The following is a 17,859-nucleotide window of genomic DNA, read 5'->3' as shown; positions in this document are numbered from 1 at the left end:
ACGGCATGGGAACAAGCGGAAGGTGCTACTGCTTCTCGAGTTGCAGGTAGATGCGCTGCACATTCTGCGGCTGGGCGATTGCGTAGAGCTTGTAGGTGCGGAAGGCGGGGACCTGCACCGTGTGCATCGCCTCGGTCAGCCCGACGCCGTTCTTGTAAGCCTGTTTCACCGCCGCAGCGAGTTCGCGCAGATAGACGCCCGTCTGCATGATGTCGTCGTCGGGCAGCGGCGGTCCGAAGCCGGGCACGACCGTATGCAAGTCGAGTGCATGCAGGTTTTCCAGCGCCGCGAGCCAGCCGGGAATCTGCTCGTTGCGCAGTTCGGGAATGCGTCCGTTCGAGACGAGCCCGCCCGCAAAGAGCACGCCGGTCTGCGTATCGAGCACAGCGAGATCGCCGGGCGTACTCGCGGGTCCGAAATGCAGCAGTTGCAACTTGCGCCCGCCGCTGTCGATCTCCGTCGTGCCGTTGACGGTTTCATCGGGCACCGTCACGCGCGAACCCGCCATTTCGTCTTCGCCGAGCGTCTTGCGCAGGTTCGCCAGGCAGATCGAGCAGCGCTCGCGAATCAGCTGCGCCGCGCGGGCATGCGCGAGGATCGGCACGCCCTGATCGCGGAACGCCGCCGCGCCGAACACGAACTCGGGCGCCTGATGCGTGATGATTACGCGCTTCACAGGCAGCGGCGTGACCTTGCGAATCGCCTCGATCATCGCGCGGCCATAGCGGTAGGAGGAGCCGGTGTCGATCACCGTCACGCCGTCCGTCCCCACCACGAAGCCATTGTTCGCGACGATGCCATGATTCGCGGGCGCCACGGCACCGTTGTCGCCGATGAACGCATACACGCCCGGCGCGATGGCAACCGGCGCGGGCATGCCGTTCAGCGCGGCCTGCGCGAGTGCGCTTGCCACGAGCAGCCAGTGCCCGACGAATAACGCACGAAGACGCGCAAGCGAGCCGAGCCGCGTCATTTCATCGCCGAGGTCTGCGCGCTGCCGGGCTGGGCATCGACCGCCACGGCGCCATCCCAGGTCTTGCTCTTCGTGTCCTCGATATGCGCCTGCAATTCGCCCGCACCGCTCGGCACGAAGTAGAAGCGGAAGTTCGGATTCTCGCTGATCGAGAAGTTGACGTTGGCGGTCATCACGGGCTTGCCGGCATACGTGACCGCCACCTTGCGGATGAAATACGCCGACGCGTAGTTGCGTGTGATCTGGTTCATCGCCATGCCGGTGCGGTTCGGATGACGCACCATCAGCTGCGCGAGTTCGGGCTTGCCGCTCACCGGCGCGCCTTCGGTACGCAGCCTGACCTGGCCGGCAGCGCGTTCGGCGGCGTCTTCGTCCCTGTCGGCAGGCGCGGAACAGCCGCCGGACGCCTTCACGAAACGCACCGCGCTGTAGAGCTTGCCGTCGTTCGTCTCGGCGATGACGCGCATGAACGTATAGTCCTCGACCCGCACGCGCGTTTCGATCGTCGCGATGCCCGATTCCGGCGTGAACTCGAACGAGCCCGCATACGGCTCCGGATTCTCGTCGATGAAGAGATACACCGCCTTGATGTAATGCGTCGGCGTTTGCGGAAACTGCGCGTTGATCGCGATGGGCACGACGGAAGCGTCGGCGGCGCGTGCGGGTGCATCGAGCTTGATGACCGCGTCGCCGTGAGGGTCGATCGACCGGTCCTTGAACGTGCCTTGCCTGAAGTCCTGCCAGCGCGCGTTCTTGTCGGGGTTATCGTCGGGCTGCGCAGCCTGTGTCGATATTGAAACAAGCAATGGAACCAGCACGGCGGAAGCGAAGCTCGCTGCAGAAACGAAGCGAACGCCACAACTTGCGGTCTTCATGATGTCCCTCCAGTGCGCCTGAGCGCTACTGTTCCCACTCCAGTTCAGCGTAAGCGGCGGTCACGTTGCGGCGGTGATATTCGTCGTACAGGAGCCACTTGCCACGTTCGTTCAGACCAACACTGTCCACCGCCTGCTGCATCGTCTCGCCCTTTTTGATGGCTGCACGCACATCGCGCGCCAGGCGGGCGAGATAGTCCGCTTCGGCATCCAGCGCCTGCGGCCAGGGCGGATTCAGTGGACCGTGTCCGGGCACGACATGACGCGGTTTCATCTGCCGAATCCGGGCGATGTCGTCCAGCCAGCCCATCACGTTGCCGTCCACCACCGGAATGCATCGGACAAACAGCAGGTCGCCGGTCCACAGCGTGCCGCTCTTCTCATCGTATACCGTCATGTCGTTGTTGGTATGCGCGGTTTTCCAGGTGCGCAAGGTCAAGGTGCGACCGCCCAGATCGAGCGTGCCTACGTCGCGGATGCTCTCAGTCGGCGGGACGATCTCGCTGCCCTCCGCCGCCGCGCCGAGTTCGCGATGCAGCGCGCGCAGGTAGTTGTCGGCGCGCGCGGCTTCGGCCTGCGCCAGCCGCGCGCTGCCGACGAACTGCGGATGATCGTCCTTGAACGCCGCATTCCCGAAGATGTGATCCGGATGCATGTGCGTGTTGATCACATAGCAGACCGGCTGCGGCGTCACCTGGCGGATCGCGGCGCGCAACGCGCGGCCTTCCGCGAGCGTCCCGCCGGTGTCGATCACGGCGACGCAGCGCGTCCCGACGACAAAGCCCACGTTCGCGATGTCGCCGCCGTTCGCGGGCGTCGCGAGCGCGTCATGGCCGCGATGCGCGTAATTGCCTGGTGCGATCTGCGTGACCGACAAGGGCGTCTGCGCGCGCGCGATGCCTGCGCATGCAAGCAGCACGAACAGCGCGCCGCGCCATGCTGTTCCCATCACGCGCCGCCCGCTTGTGCGAGGCGCTTCGGGCGACGCACGCCGAACGGCGCATATTCCTGTTCGAGGAACGGTTCGGCGTGTTCGAGCAGAAAGCGGCGAAACGCGAGACAGGTCGGCGAAAGCTGCTTCGAACGCGAATGCACGAGTTGCCAGGTGCGTTCCACCGGTGTGCCGTTCACGTCGAGGATGCAGATTTCGCCGGTACGCAGTTCGAGCGACAGCGTGTGCAGGGAGATGAGGCTCACGCCCATGCCGGCCATCACGGCCTGCTTGATGGTTTCATTGCTGCCCAGCGTGACGCTGCGCGCGGGCACGAAGAGATTCTGGCGAAACACGTGTTCCGCGACCGCGCGCGTGCCCGAACCGGGCTCGCGCAACAGGAAGGTGTCGTGCGCGAGTTCCTGCAAGTCGAAGCCGCGTGCGTGCCGCAGCGGATGCGACAGCGGCGCGACGATCACGTGCGGATGATAGGCAAGCGGTTCGGCGGTGGTGCCGAGCTCGGGCGGCGGACGGCCCATGATGGCGAGATCGGTGGCGTTGTCCTGCAAGAGACGCAGCAGCGTTTCGCGATTGCCGACCGAAAAATGCACGTCAACCTTCGGATATTGCTGCGAATACAGCGCCAAGAGCTTGGGCGCGAAGTACGTGGCCGAGCTGACGATGCTCACTGCAATCGAGCCGCTGTCCGCTTGCGTGAGCGACATCATCGCGTCTTCGGCGTCCTTGATTTCACCGAGGATGCGGCTCGCATGATGCGACAGGCGCTCACCGGCTTCGGTCAGCGCGAGGCGCCGCGCCACGCGTTCGAAGAGCGGCAGGCCGATGGCGTCTTCGAGCTGGCGAATCTGCATGGATACAGCGGGCTGCGTCAGATGCAGTTCCTCGGCTGCGCGCGCGAAGCTGGGGCAACGGGCTGCGATGACGAAGATCTGCAATTGCCGGAGGGTAAGGGAGCGGATGAAGTTCACGAACGCGCGCCCTCTGGCTGGAGCGCCAGTGGCGTCGCGATGGGGGAAGCCTTGCGCATGGTGATCGACTTCGCCATCGTGCTTCTCCGTGCCGAGGTCCGTTGCTGAGGTCGGTTCCTGTCGGGCCGATTCTACTCCAGCACATCGGCCCGACAAACCCGGTACAAGCACGGTACCAGCACGGTCCTGCTTTCATTCGCGCAGAGCCGCTACCTCACAGTGCGCTCCCTGGCGAAGGCGGCACGGGCGTCGCGGACGGATACGCGCCCCAGACCGGCGACGGCGCGCTCGACCCCAACGTAAAGTCGAGCGTCGCGCCGTTCTTCAGCGTGGCGAGCGGCAGCCACGTGCTGTTGTAGGCCGCGCCATTGACCTTCATCGACTGGATGTAGGTCTGCACCGAGTTGGCCGTGAGGGTCAGCGCCTGGCCGTTGCCCAGATGGATCACGGCGCTGGTGAAGCGCGGACTGGCGACCGTCAGGCCAGGCTCGCCCGGAATCAGCGGATACAGTCCGAGCGCTGCCCACACGAACCAGCCCGAGGTCGCGCCTTCGTCATCGTTGCCCGGAATGCCCGACGGCGTCGCCAGATACTGGGTCTTGGCAATGTTGGCAACGGCTGCCTGCGTGAGATCCGGCCGGCTCGTCCAGTTGAAGAGCCAGGGCGTCGCGAACATCGGCTCGTTGGTCATGATCAGTTGCGGCTCGAAGGCCGTGAGACGGGCAATCACCGCCTGATCGCCGCCCAGCAGCCTGAACAATCCGCCGATGTCGTGCGGCACCATCCACGTGTATTCCTCGGCGTTGCCCTCGACGGGATCCTTCGTCGTATAGGCCGGCCACGTGCCGTCCTGGTTGCGCGGCTGGAGCTGCGTGACCGATACGCCGTTCAGCGTGGTGGCGTTCGGCTTCATGACATTGGCCCAGTTTCCGGAGCGTGCCAGCAGCTTCGTGGCGTTCGCCGAATCGCCCATGGCCTGCGCGAACTGCGAGACGGCGAAGTCGGTGCTCGCATATTCCAGGGTCGTCGATGACGTTCCGTTGGCATGACTGGAATCAATCACGATCCCCGCGTCGTCCGGCAGCCAGCCGAGCGCACTGTACTTGCTCAGTCCGGGCAGCACAGCGTGCCCGGTGCAGCTCGCCGACGGGCTGGTCTCGTCGTTGAGCATGATCTTCAGGGCGGACGCGGTATCGAAGTCGGTCGCGCCGTACAGATAGCTTTCGGCGACGATGGTGGACACCGTATCGGCCGGCATCACGTTGCTGTTGGTCGTGCCTTCGATCCACTGGGGAAACGCGTTCCCGCACGCAAGACCGTCGTTGACCAGCGACTGCATCATGTCACTGGTCTGCTGCGGCGCAGTCAGGGCCATCAGCGGCATCAGCGAGCGATAGGTGTCCCAGCTCGAGAACGTGGTGTATTGCGCGCGCGACTGGCCCGCGCTGTTGGTGCCCGCGTTGGCGCTGGGCGTGGACAGCGGGTAGCCGTTGCTGTCGTACTTCGGCTGAGAATTGAAGACTGGATAGTCGCCATTGGCGTCGCTGATCAACGAAGGCGCAAGCGACGCGTGATACAGCGCCGTATAGAAGGCTGTCGTGTCGCCTGCGCTGCCGCCGCTCACCTGAATCGTGTTCAGACGCGTGTTCCAGGCGGTGTCCGCATTCGCACTGGCGGTGTCGAAGGGGACGAGCGTATTGGCGGCGCCGGCCTGTTCCTGTTGCAGGTTGGCCTGCGCATTCGCAATGCTGACGTATGAAAGACCCACCCGCATGGTCACGACGAGCGGCGCCGCCTTGGACGGCGTAAAGGTCAGCGTGGCCGTCGAGCTCTGCACGCTGGACGTGAAGGGTTGATCGAAAGTCGCGTAGAAGTACACGGGATAGGACTGATTGTCGCCGCAGAAATTGCCGCCCTTCCACGATCCCTGCACGCTCAGAGGCGCCCCGGCGCCGCCCGGCGCTATGGTGCCGCCCCACGGATAGTCATGCGATGCCGCCGTCATCGTCAGTTGCGCGGCTTGCCCGGCGGTCCAGGTGAAACGGCCAAGGCCGGTGCGTTGCGTGGCAGTGAGTTCCGCCAGGATGCCGTTGTTCAGCTTGACGCTGTAGTAGCCGGGCCTGGTCGTCTCGTTCGCGGGCGAGAACGCGCCGGCTGTTCCGCCGGACGTGCCGGACGTACCGGACGTGCCGGGCATGACCGGCAGGCCGCCGCCGCCGTCGCCGCATCCCGTGCCGCTCAGGTGCGTCAGGCTGAAGTCCTGGATGCTCGTGGCGCCGTTGAAATAGCCGGTCGTGGTCCATCTGTTGATGCCGCCGGGATTCAGCGTGTCCGGCCCCCACTGCACCATCCCGAACGGCAGCCCGGCGAGCAGCGAGGTCGCGCCGCCGTTGTCCGTGCCGATCCGTTCATTGACGTTCGGCGTCAGCCGCATGACGACAGGGGCCGGCGCAGCGGACGCGGCCGGCTTCGCGGGCGTGCCTGACGTGCCCGGAGTAACCGGTGTGCCCGGCGTAACTGACGTGCTCGGCGTACCCGGCGTGCTCGGCGTGATTGAAGTGCCATTGCCCGCACCTTGCATCGTGTTGCTCACGGCCGGAGCGTTCGCAGTCGGGCTGCTGGCGCGCAGGTTTGCCGTGGCGCCCGCCGTGGGCGACGCTGTCGTCATTCCGCCCGCAACCGGCGCGGACACGGATGTGTCATTGGCGCCCGTCAAGAAAGACCGGGGCGGCGGAGCGGCGGCGGGACCGATCGTCGTCGCCGGTGCCGCCGCCTGCGCCGCGCCGCCGCTCGAACCCGCGCCGCCGCTTGCATCCGAATCGCCGCCGCAGCCGCTCAACAGGCCCGCCACGGCCAGCACAACAAGCCATTCTCTCAGTCTCTTCAAGGTCGTCTCCTGGTGGTCTGCGCCCGGCCCCTGCCGCGAAACGCTTGCGCGCGCCGCGTTGGAGCAGGGCATGTCGAGGCCCCCGGAAGCGCCCGCCCATCGGACGCCACAGGGTTGCCCTCACGGTGTTTTTTGTGCGTAAGGCTGCGTGTAATCCGCTGCCGGCCCGGACGGCGGTGTAAGCGCGGTACCGCCTGCCCACGTGGTGTAGGTCGATGAAAGCGTGTAGGTCAGCGTGCCGCCATTGGCGATCGCCGCGAGCGGCAGCCACGACCCCTTCCAGTCCTGGCCGTTCAACTTGACGGATGAGATGTACGGCTTGTTGTTCAGCAACGCCGTGTCGTCGGTCTGGATACGCAGCCGCTTCGTGCCATCGCCCAGCCAGAGGGTGGCGCCCCCGAACTGCGGCGTCGACATCGCCAGACCCGGCGCGGACGGAATGACGGGATACAGTCCGAGCGATGCCCACACGTACCATCCCGACAGCGCTCCCATGCCGTCATTGCCGGGCAGCCCGCCCGCGTCGTTGCGGAAGGTCTGCTGCATGATCATCGGGATCACCCGCTGGGAGACGGTCGGAAGGACTGCCCAGTTGTAGGCCCAGGGCGCCTGCATGGAAGCCTTGCCGCCGATGTAGAACGTGCTGCCGCCCGCGCCGCTGTTGAGCGTCTGGGCACTGGACATCGCGCCGTCGAACGGATAGTCCGGGCTGAGACCGAACAGCGTATCGAGCCGCTCCATGGCCAGCACATCGCCGCCGAGCTTCGAGATCAGGGCGCTGTAGTCATGCTGCGCGGTCCACAGGTAGTTCGGTTCCGTGGCCTGCAGGAAGCCGCCGTTGTTGGTTCCGGAGAAGTCCCACTGGCCCGTCGAGTTCTTGGGCACCAGCCCCGAGGTCACACCGAAGTACTGCTGACTCGCCGGAATGCTCGCGTTGAAGAGGTTGGCCCAACTGCTTGCGCGGCTATGCAGCGTCGCGATGCTGGCCGAATCCTGCGGGTTCCCCAGCAGCGAGAGAAAGTTGCCGACGGACTCGTCGGTCGTCTGGAACTCCAGCGTCAGTGATCCCGCATGGGCATTGGGAACCGTGTCGGTCGGGACGTAGCCGTTCTGCGCATAGAAACGGCCTGCGGCCTGCGCATAGGACGTGTTGGCGCCCTCCGGCACGCTGGTGACGTTGTTGCATCGCCCCGCGGTGAACGCGCCGCCCGGCGTCGTGCCGAAGGCGGACTGCAACATGTAGGTGCGGGCCGTGGCGGTGTCGAAGCCGCGCGCACCGAACATGTAGGCGCCGGCGATCGCATTCGGTGCGGGGTCGCCCTCCGTTGCCGCGGTATCGTCACTGCCATCCACCGAGTGCGGGAACGCGCCGCACTGCACGGCATCCGCGACCAGTGACTGCATCATGTCGCTGACTTCGGACGGGAACAGCAAGGCCTGGAACTGCGTCAGCGAACGATAGCTGTCCCACAGCGAAAAGCCCGAGTAGTGCGTCTTGTACGCAGCCGGCGCGCCGGGCACCGCATACTGCCCGACGTTCACGGTCTTGCGGACCGGCACCGTGTTGGCCTGCGCGGTCAGATCCGTCTGCTGCATGCTGCGGTAATCGCCGTTGACGTCGCTGTAGACCGTGGGGCCCATCATCGTGTGATAGAGCGCCGTGTAGAACTGCGTGACGTAGCTGGTCGCGAGCTGTCTCTGGCTCGCGCTGAGCGCGCCGATTGCGCCCGGGGCGGCAATATCCAGCTGCACCGTGTTGAGCCGGCGATTCCAGATCGCGTCCTGATTCCTGCGCACGGCGTCGAACGACCAGTCGGTGTTCTCGGTCGTCAGATTGAGCTTCGCGTTGTCCGTGCTCACCGAAGAAATGCCGGCCTTCAGCTGAATCACGGTGGGACCCGTTGCGTTCTGCTTGAACGCAAGCTCCACCATGCCGGAGTAGGTCTTGGTGGCCGTTGCATCGATCGGCGTATCGAAGACCATATAGAACGACACCGGCTTGTACCATCTGCCGTTGCAATAGGCGCCGACCACCGTGTGCCCGGACACCGCGTTCGCCTGCGTGTCCAGCGAGAGATCCACCTGGTCCGTCGGCGCGCCGGTCTTCAGCGAACCGGCGCCGCGCGTGTCCACGATCACCATGGGGGCCGTGCCGGCCGGGAACGTCAGCCGGGCCATGCCGGTGCGCGTCGTGGCCGTGAGCTCGCTCAGGATTCCGCTGTCGGCCTTGACGCTGTAATAGCCTGGCTGCGCGGACTCGTTCGCATGCGAAAACGTGATCTCGGCGGTGCCAGGGCGCATCACCACCCCGCCCTGGCCTCGGCAGCCGACGCCGTTCAGATGCGTGAGGCTGAAGAAGTCGATGCTCGAATCCGAGTACAGGTAACCCGCCGAACCCGGACCACTGGTCACAGCGTTGGCAGGCGTATCCGGCCCGAAGTTCACCATGCCGAAGGGCGCTTGCGCACCGGGGTTGACGTTGCCGCCCGCGCCGCTGAGTCCCGTGTCCGTTGCGCCGGTGCCGATGAATACGTTGACGAAGTTCGTCAGACCTGCCATGTCCACGCGCGCGACGTTGGGCGCTGCGGCGGCGGTACTCGCGACGGGAGTGGCCGCAGTGGCAGCGGCCGGGGGCGCGCTGACCGGAGGGCTCACGACATTGGCCGGACTAGTGTTCGGCGTGCTCGCAACGGGGGCTGGATTAACGGCCGGGGTGCTTTGAGCCTGCGCTGCCGGCACCGCCGGGGCCGCCGGGGCCAGCGTCGCCGCGCCGGAAGACGCGGCTGGAGGGTTGGAACTGGAACTGCCTCCGCCGCAGCCGCCAAGCGCGACGACGCCGGCCAGGGCAATGGCCAGCCTGAAAAGTGTGTTCATGATTTCCGCTGTTCTTCTGGTTTGGTTCAGGTCTCGACGCACTCGTTGAAGCGGGACGGGCAAGACAGCGGAATGGGTTCTGACGTTGCCGCCATCGTGCGCGACGGATGTTCGTTCGACGATCAGGAACACGAACATCCACGGGACCGAACGTCGATCGTCCGATCTCCCGCTTCACGCGTTTGTTCAGGGTTGGATTCGGGCGTACGTCGATGACTCCGCGCAGCCGGGCATCCGGCTGGTCATCGGCGAACTCCACGGCATGAAGGTAACGTGGGCGCCGTGGTAACCGGCTTATTGCCGTTGCTTAGCGCGCGCGTCTTTTGCTGCGGGAAATTGGCATATTGCCCGCCGATGACAGCCGGTTCTTTCCCGCAGTGGGGGACTCGAGGTCGCCAGGGATGGCGTGGAAGGTCTGAAGGGGGATGCTCGTCAGGCGGATCGTGATCCGCCTGACGTCCGCATGAAACTTTCGCTCAGGCTTTCAATTGCTGGCGCGAGGTGCGTTGGACGGCTTGACCGGTCCTCCGCCCGGCGTGTTCATGTTCTTGAGCGAGCCTTGATAAGCGAGCGTTTCCTTCGCAAGCGGATGCGCGAAGTCGCCGCCGTCGCCAGGGATTTCCGTGCGGATCATCAGCAGGTGTCCAGGCACGTCATCGGCCATGACGAACGTGTAGCGCTTGGCGAGATACTGCTTGAAGCGGTCCGCGTTGGGATCGTTCAGGTAAGGCTGGATGACGATCTGCTGTGCCTTCGCATGCTTGCCGAGGCCGAGCGATTCGCTCGACACTGGCGTGATGGCCGGACCCGCCGCCAGCGCCATCCGCACGCGCTGCTGGAAGTAACGCCGCTGCCCGCCCGTCAGTTGCTCCATCTCCGCGATGTCATGTTCCAGAAAGTAGATAATCATCGGATTGCAGGGCAGCCCGCCCGGCACGTTGACATTGCCCGTGCGGTCGGTCACGCGCGCGTCGTTGTGACTGTTGCCGGGACTCATCACGAGCACGCGCACCGTGTCTTTCACTTTCGCGGGCGGGCCTGAGAACTCCACTGCGTAGTCCAGTTCGGTCTGCGGGTCGACGCCGCTCAGGTGCGGCTGCATGAAGAGCATGCGCTCGGCCGGCGCAATCTCCGCAACCGGCGCGGACGCGGCGGGCGCATCGGCCGCTCGCGCCGTGGTGAGCGCCGGCGGCATCAGCGCGGCGCACGCGAGAACCGTACCGCTCAGTGCCCGCTTCATTGCGTGGAGGCCGGTTGCAACGGCAGCAAGGGAACCTGATAGCTCGTCAGGATTTCGTCGATCTTCGGCTGATTCGAAGCGATCCAGTTGTCCACCTTGTCGCGCCACGCCTTTTCGCCATAGCGCACGCCCATCGAGATCTCGTAGTCGAAGCGGATGGGCTGGCCGGCGGGAAACGGCACCAGCCGCACCTTGTTGTCCGAGCGGTTGACGAAATAACCCGCAATGGGCCCCCAGACGAAGGCCGCATCGACGTCGCCCTTGGCCAGGTCGCGTTCGATCAGCTCGCCCGGAAAGGCGTCGGGATCGCCGCTTTGCCCCTGATACGACACAGCCTGGTTCAGCAGGTTATGCGTCAGCAGCCAGTCGGTCGCGGGACTCTTCACGAAGATGCCGAGCTTCATCTTCTTCAACTGGTCCGGCGGCAGGCTCATGAGATCCGTCGGCGACTTGATGCTCGCGTATTCGGGCTTGTTCGGGAACACCATCGCATAGGTGGAATGCAGCCACGGCCGCGTGGTTGCCGTGAGTTCATAACCCTTCGGCACGCCGATGATCAGGTCGCACTTGAAGCGCTCGCTCTGAGGCACCTTCTCGCGCAGCGTATTGCGCACGAAGCCCATGCGCTGCGGCCAATAGGTGTATTCGAGCTTGTAGCCGAAGTCGCTTGCCATCTGGCTTGCGATCTTGTTCTCATAGCCCTCGCCCTTCTTGTTCGAGAGCGGCATGTTGTTGGGATCGGCGCATACGCGCAGCACACCGTCCGCGCCGTCGTTATCCGGCAGATTGGGCGGCGGTCCGCCCGCGCCCTGCGCGAACGCGGATTGCGCCGGGAACGTCGCGCACACCGCGCAGAGCACGGCGAGGAATCGAAACGAAGCGGCGCGGCTTGCATGACGATTGGACATCGAAGCACCTCCGGGTTGAAAGCAATCATCGGACGTCAGCCGCAGGGCGTGCGGCGCGCGTCCTTATTTTGCATCGATCGCCTGCAAGTCGCCGGGATTGATCTTGCCGTCGGAGCGTCCCTTCAGATACGCGTACAGGTTCTCCCAGTTCTTCTGCATCATCTGGCTGGTGCTGAAGTCCGGCATACCCTTCTCCACGCGCCCGCCGAACACGGTGCGGTGGAACTCCGTCTTGTCCAGCGTCTTGAAAGCATCGATCAACGAAGGGCCGACCATGCCTTCCTGTTTCGCCCCGTGACAGCGTTCGCATGCAAGTGCGCGCCAGGTCTTCCAGCCTTGCAGCGTATCGCTATCGACCTTGTTGCCCTCGACGACCTTGTACGCGACCGGCTTCACTTGCGCAGGCATCGGAGGAGGCGTCTGCGCGAAGGAAGCGGAAGACGCAGCGAGCGTCATCGCCAGCATCAAGAGTGATCGGCCATTCATACGTCTGACTCCTTGAACATGTCTTTGTAATGGGGGGAAGCGCGGCGCGGCGGCCGTTGCAACCGCCGCGCTCTTGCTACGGTCAAAGAAACGCGCATCAGCTCGGGATGGCGAAGATGAACAGCGTGCCGCCGAGGGCCGTGTACTTCGCGAGGTCCTTGTAGCCGCCGACCGCGCCCAGGCCTTCCGTCGACTTCTCGAGACCCGCTGCCATGCCGATGCCGGCCCAGCCGCCGATGCCCGAATACACGCCGATGAACTGCTTGCCCTGGTACTGGTACGTGAAGACGTTGCCGATGATCCCCGACGGCGTCTTGAACTTCCACAGTTCCTTGCCGTCCTTGATGCGCACCGCCTTGATGTAGCCTTCGAGCGTGCCGTAGAAGACAACGCCGCCGGCCGTCGCGAGCGCGCCGGACCACACCGAGAACTTCTCCGGCTTGGACCACACGATCTTGCCCTTGGCTGCGTCCCACGCGATGAAGTTGCCCATTGCGCCCTTCTCGTTCGGGCCCGGGAACATCGACAAGGTAGCGCCGACGAACGGCTGACCCGACACGTAGTCGACCTGGAACGGCTCGTAGTCCATGCAGACGTGATTCGTCGGCACGAGGAACAGGCTCGAACCCGGATCGAATGCGGCCGGCTGCTGGTCCTTCGAGCCGAGCGCCGCGGGGCAGATGTTCTTCACGTTGTGATCGGGACCGGCCTTCTGCGTCGAGTAGCTTGCGTTGCGGATCGGCAGGCCGCTCTTCAGGTCGACGCTGTCGGCCCAGTTGACCGCCGGGTCGTACTTCTGCGCGACGAGCAGTTCGCCCGTCTGACGGTTCAGCGTGTAGCCGAAGCCATTGCGGTCGAAGTGGACGATGGCCGGAACCTTCTTGCCGCCGATGTTCAGGTCGGAGAGGATCATCTCGTTGACGCCGTCGTAGTCCCATTCGTCATGCGGCGTCATCTGATAGACCCACTTGGCCTGTCCCGTGTTCAGGTCGCGGGCGAAGATGGTCATCGACCACTTGTTGTCGCCGGGACGCTGCGTCGGGTTCCACGTGCCCGGATTGCCCGAGCCGTAGTACACAAGATTCAGCTTCGGATCCCATGCATACCAGCCCCACGTGGTGCCGCCGCCGTATTTCCACTGATCGCCCTGCCAGCTCTTCAGCGACGAGTCCGCGCCGACCGGCACCATCTTGCCGTCGGTCCAGGTCATGGTGGCCTGCGGGTCCATCAGCATTTCGTTGTCGGGGCCGACGCTGTAGGCCTTCCAGACTTCCTTGCCGTCCTTGATGTTGTACGCGATGAGCCGTCCGCGCACGCCGAATTCGCCGCCGGAAATGCCGGTCAGCACCTTGTCGCCGAAGACATGCGGCGCATTGGTATTGGTCTCGCCCTTCTTGGGATCGCCGTTCTGCGCGGTCCAGACGACGTCGCCGGTCTTGGCGTCGAGCGCGACGAGCTTGGTATCGGCTTGCTGGAGGAAGATCTTGCCGTCGCCATAAGCCAGACCACGGTTGACCGTATCGCAGCACATCACCGAGATGACCTGATTGTCCTGCTTCGGCTGGTATTGCCAGATGAAGGTCTGGTCCTTCAGGTTGATGGCAATGACCTTGTTGGGGAATGGCGAGTGGATGTACATCGTATCGCCGATGACGAGCGGCGATCCTTCGTGGCCGCGCAGCACACCGGTCGACATGGTCCAGGCGACCTGTAGCTTGCCGACGTTGTTTTCGTTGATCTGCTTGAGCGTGCTATAGCGGTGATTCGAATAATCGCCCGCTTGCGCTGCCCAGTTCGAGGGATTCTTGATCAGGCTGTCCAGTTGCGAGTCGGCCTGAGCGACATAGGAATTCAGGCCTGCCGTCGCGACCACCGCCAGTCCAAGAACCAGGGTGCGTAAGTTCATGTCTCCTCCAGAATGGTGATGCTTCCGACCCAGGATGAACACGCTACCGGGTTGCATCGTGCGCGCCTTCAAATGCAGGTAACGAGTTGCGCCTCGTCCGGTTCATTGCCGGACGTTTGCGTAGAGAGGCGAATTGCATAATCCATGCCGGTTTTAAACGAGCGCCTGAAATCGGGAATCTGACGCACCTTGCTGTCGCGTGCGGTGAGATTGATGTCGGATGGCGACACATACTGTGTCAAATACGCGAAACATCAGGCGTGACGGGACAGGGTAGAAGCCACGCGTGCCATGACGCTGCGCAGCAAGCGTGCTTGCGAACCCGCTTTCAGGGTTTTCTATAGGATGAGATGGGGCGCGCCACACGCGGCGCATACTCGACCGGCATGTTCATCTCATGGAGGCCTCGCGATGGCTCAAAGCGAAAAGGTGTATTCCGACGACGAAGTGAAGCAGCGGCTCACGGGTCCGCTCGCGCACTGGTATCTGGAAGACGGCTGGCTGCGGCGCAAGTACAAGACCGAGGGCTGGAAAGGAACGTTGATGGTGGTCAATACGGTGGGGCATCTTGCGGAAGCGGCCTGGCATCATCCCGACCTGACCGTGTCCTATGCGTTCGTCATCGTGAAGCTGAAGACGCATTCGGCGAAGGGCATCACGGACAAGGATCTGACGCTCGCCACGAAGATCGAGGACGTCGTTCACTGGCAACCTGGCAAGGAAGACGGTCCGCTCGACGGCACGCCTTCGGATGATCAGCGGTTCCGCTACATCAAGTACGACTAGGCGCGAACGCGCAGCATCGCCCTCAATGGCTCCGGCCGCACTAAGCGCATATCACCTTCCACTCCTGTTGCGTCGCTAGAGTTGCTTTCCGCATCGCCGGGCGCCCCGCGCCCGGCGATGCGGAGGAGGCCGCGTGGTCGGCCGTTCGCCATTCAATCCAGGAAAAATTGTGAGTACATCAATTCCTCGTGTCACAGGACATGAACCCTACTGGGGCACTGTCGCGCTCGATGAAGACGCCATCGACATGATCAACAAGAGTCCCACGCTCCAGCGCGATCTCGAGGACTACGGAGCCGCGGTGAGCAGCGGCGCGACCCAACCCATGCGTGTTGGTCCGATCGTTGAATACGAGACCGGCAAGAACGGCGGCATTACGCTCTTCGATCCCCTCACGGCCTATCCGACACATGCGATCGTCGGCAATCTCGCTCATGAGCTGGGCCACTTCGAAAACCGTGAGGCCGACCGCGCATTCGACCGCTCCCACTCGGTCAACGATCATGATCCCAATGCCTTCGCGATGGCCGGCATGCGCCTCACCCACCAGGAAGGCGAAGCCATCTTCGAAAACTGGAAGGTAAACAACGAGATCAAGGCCGCGAAAGATGCCCCACAAACCTGGTTGGCCGGGTCCATGGCTGCGGTTCCGGGTTCCCACACGCCGAGGGACACTGGCATGCAGAAAGCACTCGACGACCAGCACGCGGCCGACGTTGCGGGCCACCTGACGGACGGGGAAGACAGGCAGCTGATGATCGCGGCCGCGATGGGTCCGGTCTCCACCCTGCCAAGCATGGGCCACCAGGACGGGACATTCGAAAACTACGCAAGCGAGGCCGGACTGAAAAACCCCGAAACCGGACCCTTGACGAAATTTTCCCCGCAGTTCGACAAGAACGGAGAGATTCAATCGATGTCCGAAACCTGGGCGTCGGGGCGTACCGTCACACAAGCGTTCGAGCACGGCAAGCTGGCATCATCGTCGACCGTGGACAAGGACGGGAGCGTGGTCTCGAACACCCGTTATCAATATGGCGAGAACGGCGCCTACCAGACCGACACCACGGATGCCGCCGGCAAGCGCATCGGACATGGCGACTACGCCGCCGACGGGTCCGCGGAAGTCAGCCAGACCGGCACCGACGGGATTACCACGTCAACGAACTATCCCCCGGCCCCGAGCAATCCGGATTTTCCAGTCGGAGCGCCCGGGTACGTTCCTGCACGTGATGCAACCGCCGTCGGACATGGCGACTACGCTGCTGACCGGTCCGCGCAAGTCAGCCAGACCGGCACCGACGGGGCTGCCAGGTCAATGAACTATCAGCCGGGGCAGACCCATTCGGATACTGAAGCCGCAGCGTCTCCGTCCGTTCCTGCACGCGATACAACCGCCGTCGCGATAGAGAGCGACGACGCCGCGGATGCCGGCCTGGATCAGTAAGCGCCATCCGGAACGGCATTGAAGGATGCGTGCATGCCACGCATCCTCATCCTCGCCAACGTGATTCTCTCATTCTGGTACGGCACTTGCCTGTTTGCGGTCCCCCTGACAAGGACCTGACGCTCGCCACCAGGATCGAGGGACGTCGTTCACTGGCAAGCCGGGGGGAAGACGGTCCGCTCGACGGCACGCCTTCGGACGATCAGCGGTTCCGCTACATCAAGTACGACCAGGCGCGAATGCGCAGCATCACCGTCAACGGCTCCCGCCGCGTTAAGCGCATATCACCTTCCATTCCTGTTGCGTCGCTAGAGTTGCTTTCCGCCTCGCCGGGCGTCTCCACGCCCGGCGAGGCGGAGGAGGCCGCGTGGTCGGCCGTTCGCCATCCAATCCAGGAAAAATTGTGAGCACATCAATTCCTCGCGTCACAGGACATGAACCCTACTGGGGCACTGTCGCGCTCGATGAAGACGCCATCGACATGATCAACAAGAGTCCCACGCTCCAGCGCGATCTTGCGGACTACGGAGCCGCGGTCAGCAGCGGCGCGACCCAACCCATGCGTGTTGGTCCGATCGTTGAAAACGACAACAGCAAAAACGGCGGCATTACGCTCTTCGATCCCCTCACGGCCTATCCGACACATGTGATCGTCGGCAATCTCGCTCATGAGCTGGGCCACTTCGAAAACTGGGAGGCCGACCGCGCATTCGACCGCTCCCACTCAGTCAACTCTCATGATCCCAACGCCTTCGCTATGTCCGGCATGCGTTTCACCCACCGCGAAGGCGAAGCCATCTTCGAAAACTGGAAGGTGAACAATGAGATCAAGGCCGCGAAAGATGCCCCAGAAACCTGGTTGGCCGGATCCAAGGCTGTGGTTCCGGGTTCCCACACGCCGAGGGACACCGGCATACAGAAAGCACTCGACGACCAGCACGCAGCCGACGTTGCGGGCCACCTGACGGAGGAGGAAGACAGGCAATTGATGATCGCGGCCGCGATGGGTCCGGTCTCTACCGTGCCAAGCATGGGCAGCGACGACGGGACATTCGAAAACTACGGAAGCGAAGACGGACTGAAAAACCCTGAAACCGGACCCTTGACGAAATTTTCCCCGCAGTTCGACAAGAAAGGAGAAATTCAATCGATGTCCGAAACCTGGGCGTCGGGGCGTACCGTCACACAAGCGTTCGAGCACGGCAAGCTTGCATCGTCGTCGATCGTGGACAAGGACGGGAGCGTGGTCTCGAACACCCTTTATCAATATGGCCAGAACGGCGCCTACCAGACCGACACCACGGATGCCGCCGGCAAGCGCATCGGACATGGCGACTACGCTGCCGACGGAACCGCGCAGGTCAGCCAGACAGGCTCCGACGGTACGGCCACGTCAACGAACTATCCGCCGGCGCAGACCCATTCGGAGGCTGAAGCCGCAGCGTCTCCGTCCATCCCGGCACGCGATACAACCGCTGTCGCGATAGAGAGCGACGACGCCGCGGATGCCGGCCTGGATCAATAAGCGCCCTCTGAAACGGCATTGAAGGATGCGTG

15 protein-coding genes are annotated in these 17,859 nt (G+C 63.8%); 4 read left to right on the top strand and 11 right to left on the bottom strand.

The genetic code is table 11. From position 1 onward, the window contains the following. Window positions 1–25 precede the first annotated feature (25 nt). From QCE88_RS32640 to QCE88_RS32590, 11 genes are all read right to left on the bottom strand, one after another. Window positions 26–973, bottom strand: a complete 948-nt coding sequence (locus QCE88_RS32640; protein ID WP_309909445.1) for an MBL fold metallo-hydrolase — start codon at window positions 971–973, stop codon at window positions 26–28. After that, entirely contained in the window at window positions 970–1,848 is an 879-nt protein-coding gene (locus QCE88_RS32635; RefSeq protein ID WP_309909444.1) for a quinoprotein dehydrogenase-associated SoxYZ-like carrier, read from the bottom strand. The genes QCE88_RS32640 and QCE88_RS32635 overlap by 4 nt, the downstream gene beginning before the upstream one ends. A gap of 25 nt (window positions 1,849–1,873) precedes the next feature. Beyond that, window positions 1,874–2,797: a quinoprotein relay system zinc metallohydrolase 2 gene (locus QCE88_RS32630; RefSeq protein ID WP_309909441.1), complete on the bottom strand. Its 924-nt coding sequence runs from the start codon at window positions 2,795–2,797 to the stop codon at window positions 1,874–1,876. Continuing rightward, complete coding sequence (locus QCE88_RS32625) at window positions 2,797–3,768, bottom strand: LysR substrate-binding domain-containing protein (protein ID WP_309819274.1); 972 nt, start codon at window positions 3,766–3,768, stop codon at window positions 2,797–2,799. The genes QCE88_RS32630 and QCE88_RS32625 overlap by 1 nt, the downstream gene beginning before the upstream one ends. A 214-nt stretch (window positions 3,769–3,982) precedes the next feature. Next, window positions 3,983–6,655, bottom strand: coding sequence for a GH92 family glycosyl hydrolase (locus QCE88_RS32620; protein ID WP_309909440.1), 2,673 nt, complete (start codon window positions 6,653–6,655; stop codon window positions 3,983–3,985). A gap of 120 nt (window positions 6,656–6,775) precedes the next feature. Next, complete coding sequence (locus tag QCE88_RS32615) at window positions 6,776–9,529, bottom strand: GH92 family glycosyl hydrolase (protein WP_309909438.1); 2,754 nt, start codon at window positions 9,527–9,529, stop codon at window positions 6,776–6,778. A gap of 484 nt (window positions 9,530–10,013) precedes the next feature. Beyond that, window positions 10,014–10,769 (bottom strand): hypothetical protein, encoded by a 756-nt coding sequence (locus tag QCE88_RS32610; RefSeq protein ID WP_409018262.1) that lies wholly within the window; start codon window positions 10,767–10,769, stop codon window positions 10,014–10,016. Beyond that, the gene (locus QCE88_RS32605) at window positions 10,766–11,677 is read right to left on the bottom strand and encodes a substrate-binding domain-containing protein (RefSeq protein WP_309909436.1); all 912 of its coding nucleotides are present in this window, start codon (window positions 11,675–11,677) and stop codon (window positions 10,766–10,768) included. Before QCE88_RS32605 ends, QCE88_RS32610 begins: the two co-directional genes overlap by 4 nt. Window positions 11,678–11,740: 63 nt before the next feature. After that, window positions 11,741–12,163 (bottom strand): c-type cytochrome, encoded by a 423-nt coding sequence (locus QCE88_RS32600; RefSeq protein WP_309837462.1) that lies wholly within the window; start codon window positions 12,161–12,163, stop codon window positions 11,741–11,743. A 97-nt stretch (window positions 12,164–12,260) separates the two neighbouring features. After that, complete coding sequence (locus QCE88_RS32595) at window positions 12,261–14,069, bottom strand: methanol/ethanol family PQQ-dependent dehydrogenase (RefSeq protein ID WP_309909435.1); 1,809 nt, start codon at window positions 14,067–14,069, stop codon at window positions 12,261–12,263. A gap of 68 nt (window positions 14,070–14,137) precedes the next feature. Continuing rightward, the gene (locus QCE88_RS32590; RefSeq protein ID WP_309909433.1) at window positions 14,138–14,299 is read right to left on the bottom strand and encodes a hypothetical protein; all 162 of its coding nucleotides are present in this window, start codon (window positions 14,297–14,299) and stop codon (window positions 14,138–14,140) included. A 181-nt stretch (window positions 14,300–14,480) separates the two neighbouring features. Between QCE88_RS32590 and QCE88_RS32585 the strand changes: the two genes are divergently transcribed. The 4 genes from QCE88_RS32585 (at window position 14,481) to QCE88_RS32570 (ending at window position 17,827) form a co-directional block, all read left to right on the top strand. Continuing rightward, the gene (locus tag QCE88_RS32585) at window positions 14,481–14,855 is read left to right on the top strand and encodes a 4a-hydroxytetrahydrobiopterin dehydratase (protein WP_309909431.1); all 375 of its coding nucleotides are present in this window, start codon (window positions 14,481–14,483) and stop codon (window positions 14,853–14,855) included. 133 nt (window positions 14,856–14,988) lie between these two features. Continuing rightward, window positions 14,989–16,302: a hypothetical protein gene (locus tag QCE88_RS32580; protein ID WP_309909430.1), complete on the top strand. Its 1,314-nt coding sequence runs from the start codon at window positions 14,989–14,991 to the stop codon at window positions 16,300–16,302. A gap of 29 nt (window positions 16,303–16,331) precedes the next feature. Next, window positions 16,332–16,709: a hypothetical protein gene (locus QCE88_RS32575; RefSeq protein ID WP_309909429.1), complete on the top strand. Its 378-nt coding sequence runs from the start codon at window positions 16,332–16,334 to the stop codon at window positions 16,707–16,709. After that, a complete protein-coding gene (locus QCE88_RS32570) occupies window positions 16,706–17,827 on the top strand; it encodes a hypothetical protein (protein ID WP_309909427.1) in 1,122 nt (373 codons plus the stop codon). Before QCE88_RS32575 ends, QCE88_RS32570 begins: the two co-directional genes overlap by 4 nt. The last annotated feature ends 32 nt before the right edge of the window (window positions 17,828–17,859 follow it).

Origin of the sequence: Caballeronia sp. LZ035 (assembly GCF_031451175.1) — a bacterium.
Taxonomy (GTDB): Bacteria; Pseudomonadota; Gammaproteobacteria; order Burkholderiales; family Burkholderiaceae; genus Caballeronia.
The sequence above is the reverse complement of the archived record's forward strand: the minus strand, read 5'-3'. Positions and strand labels throughout refer to the sequence as shown.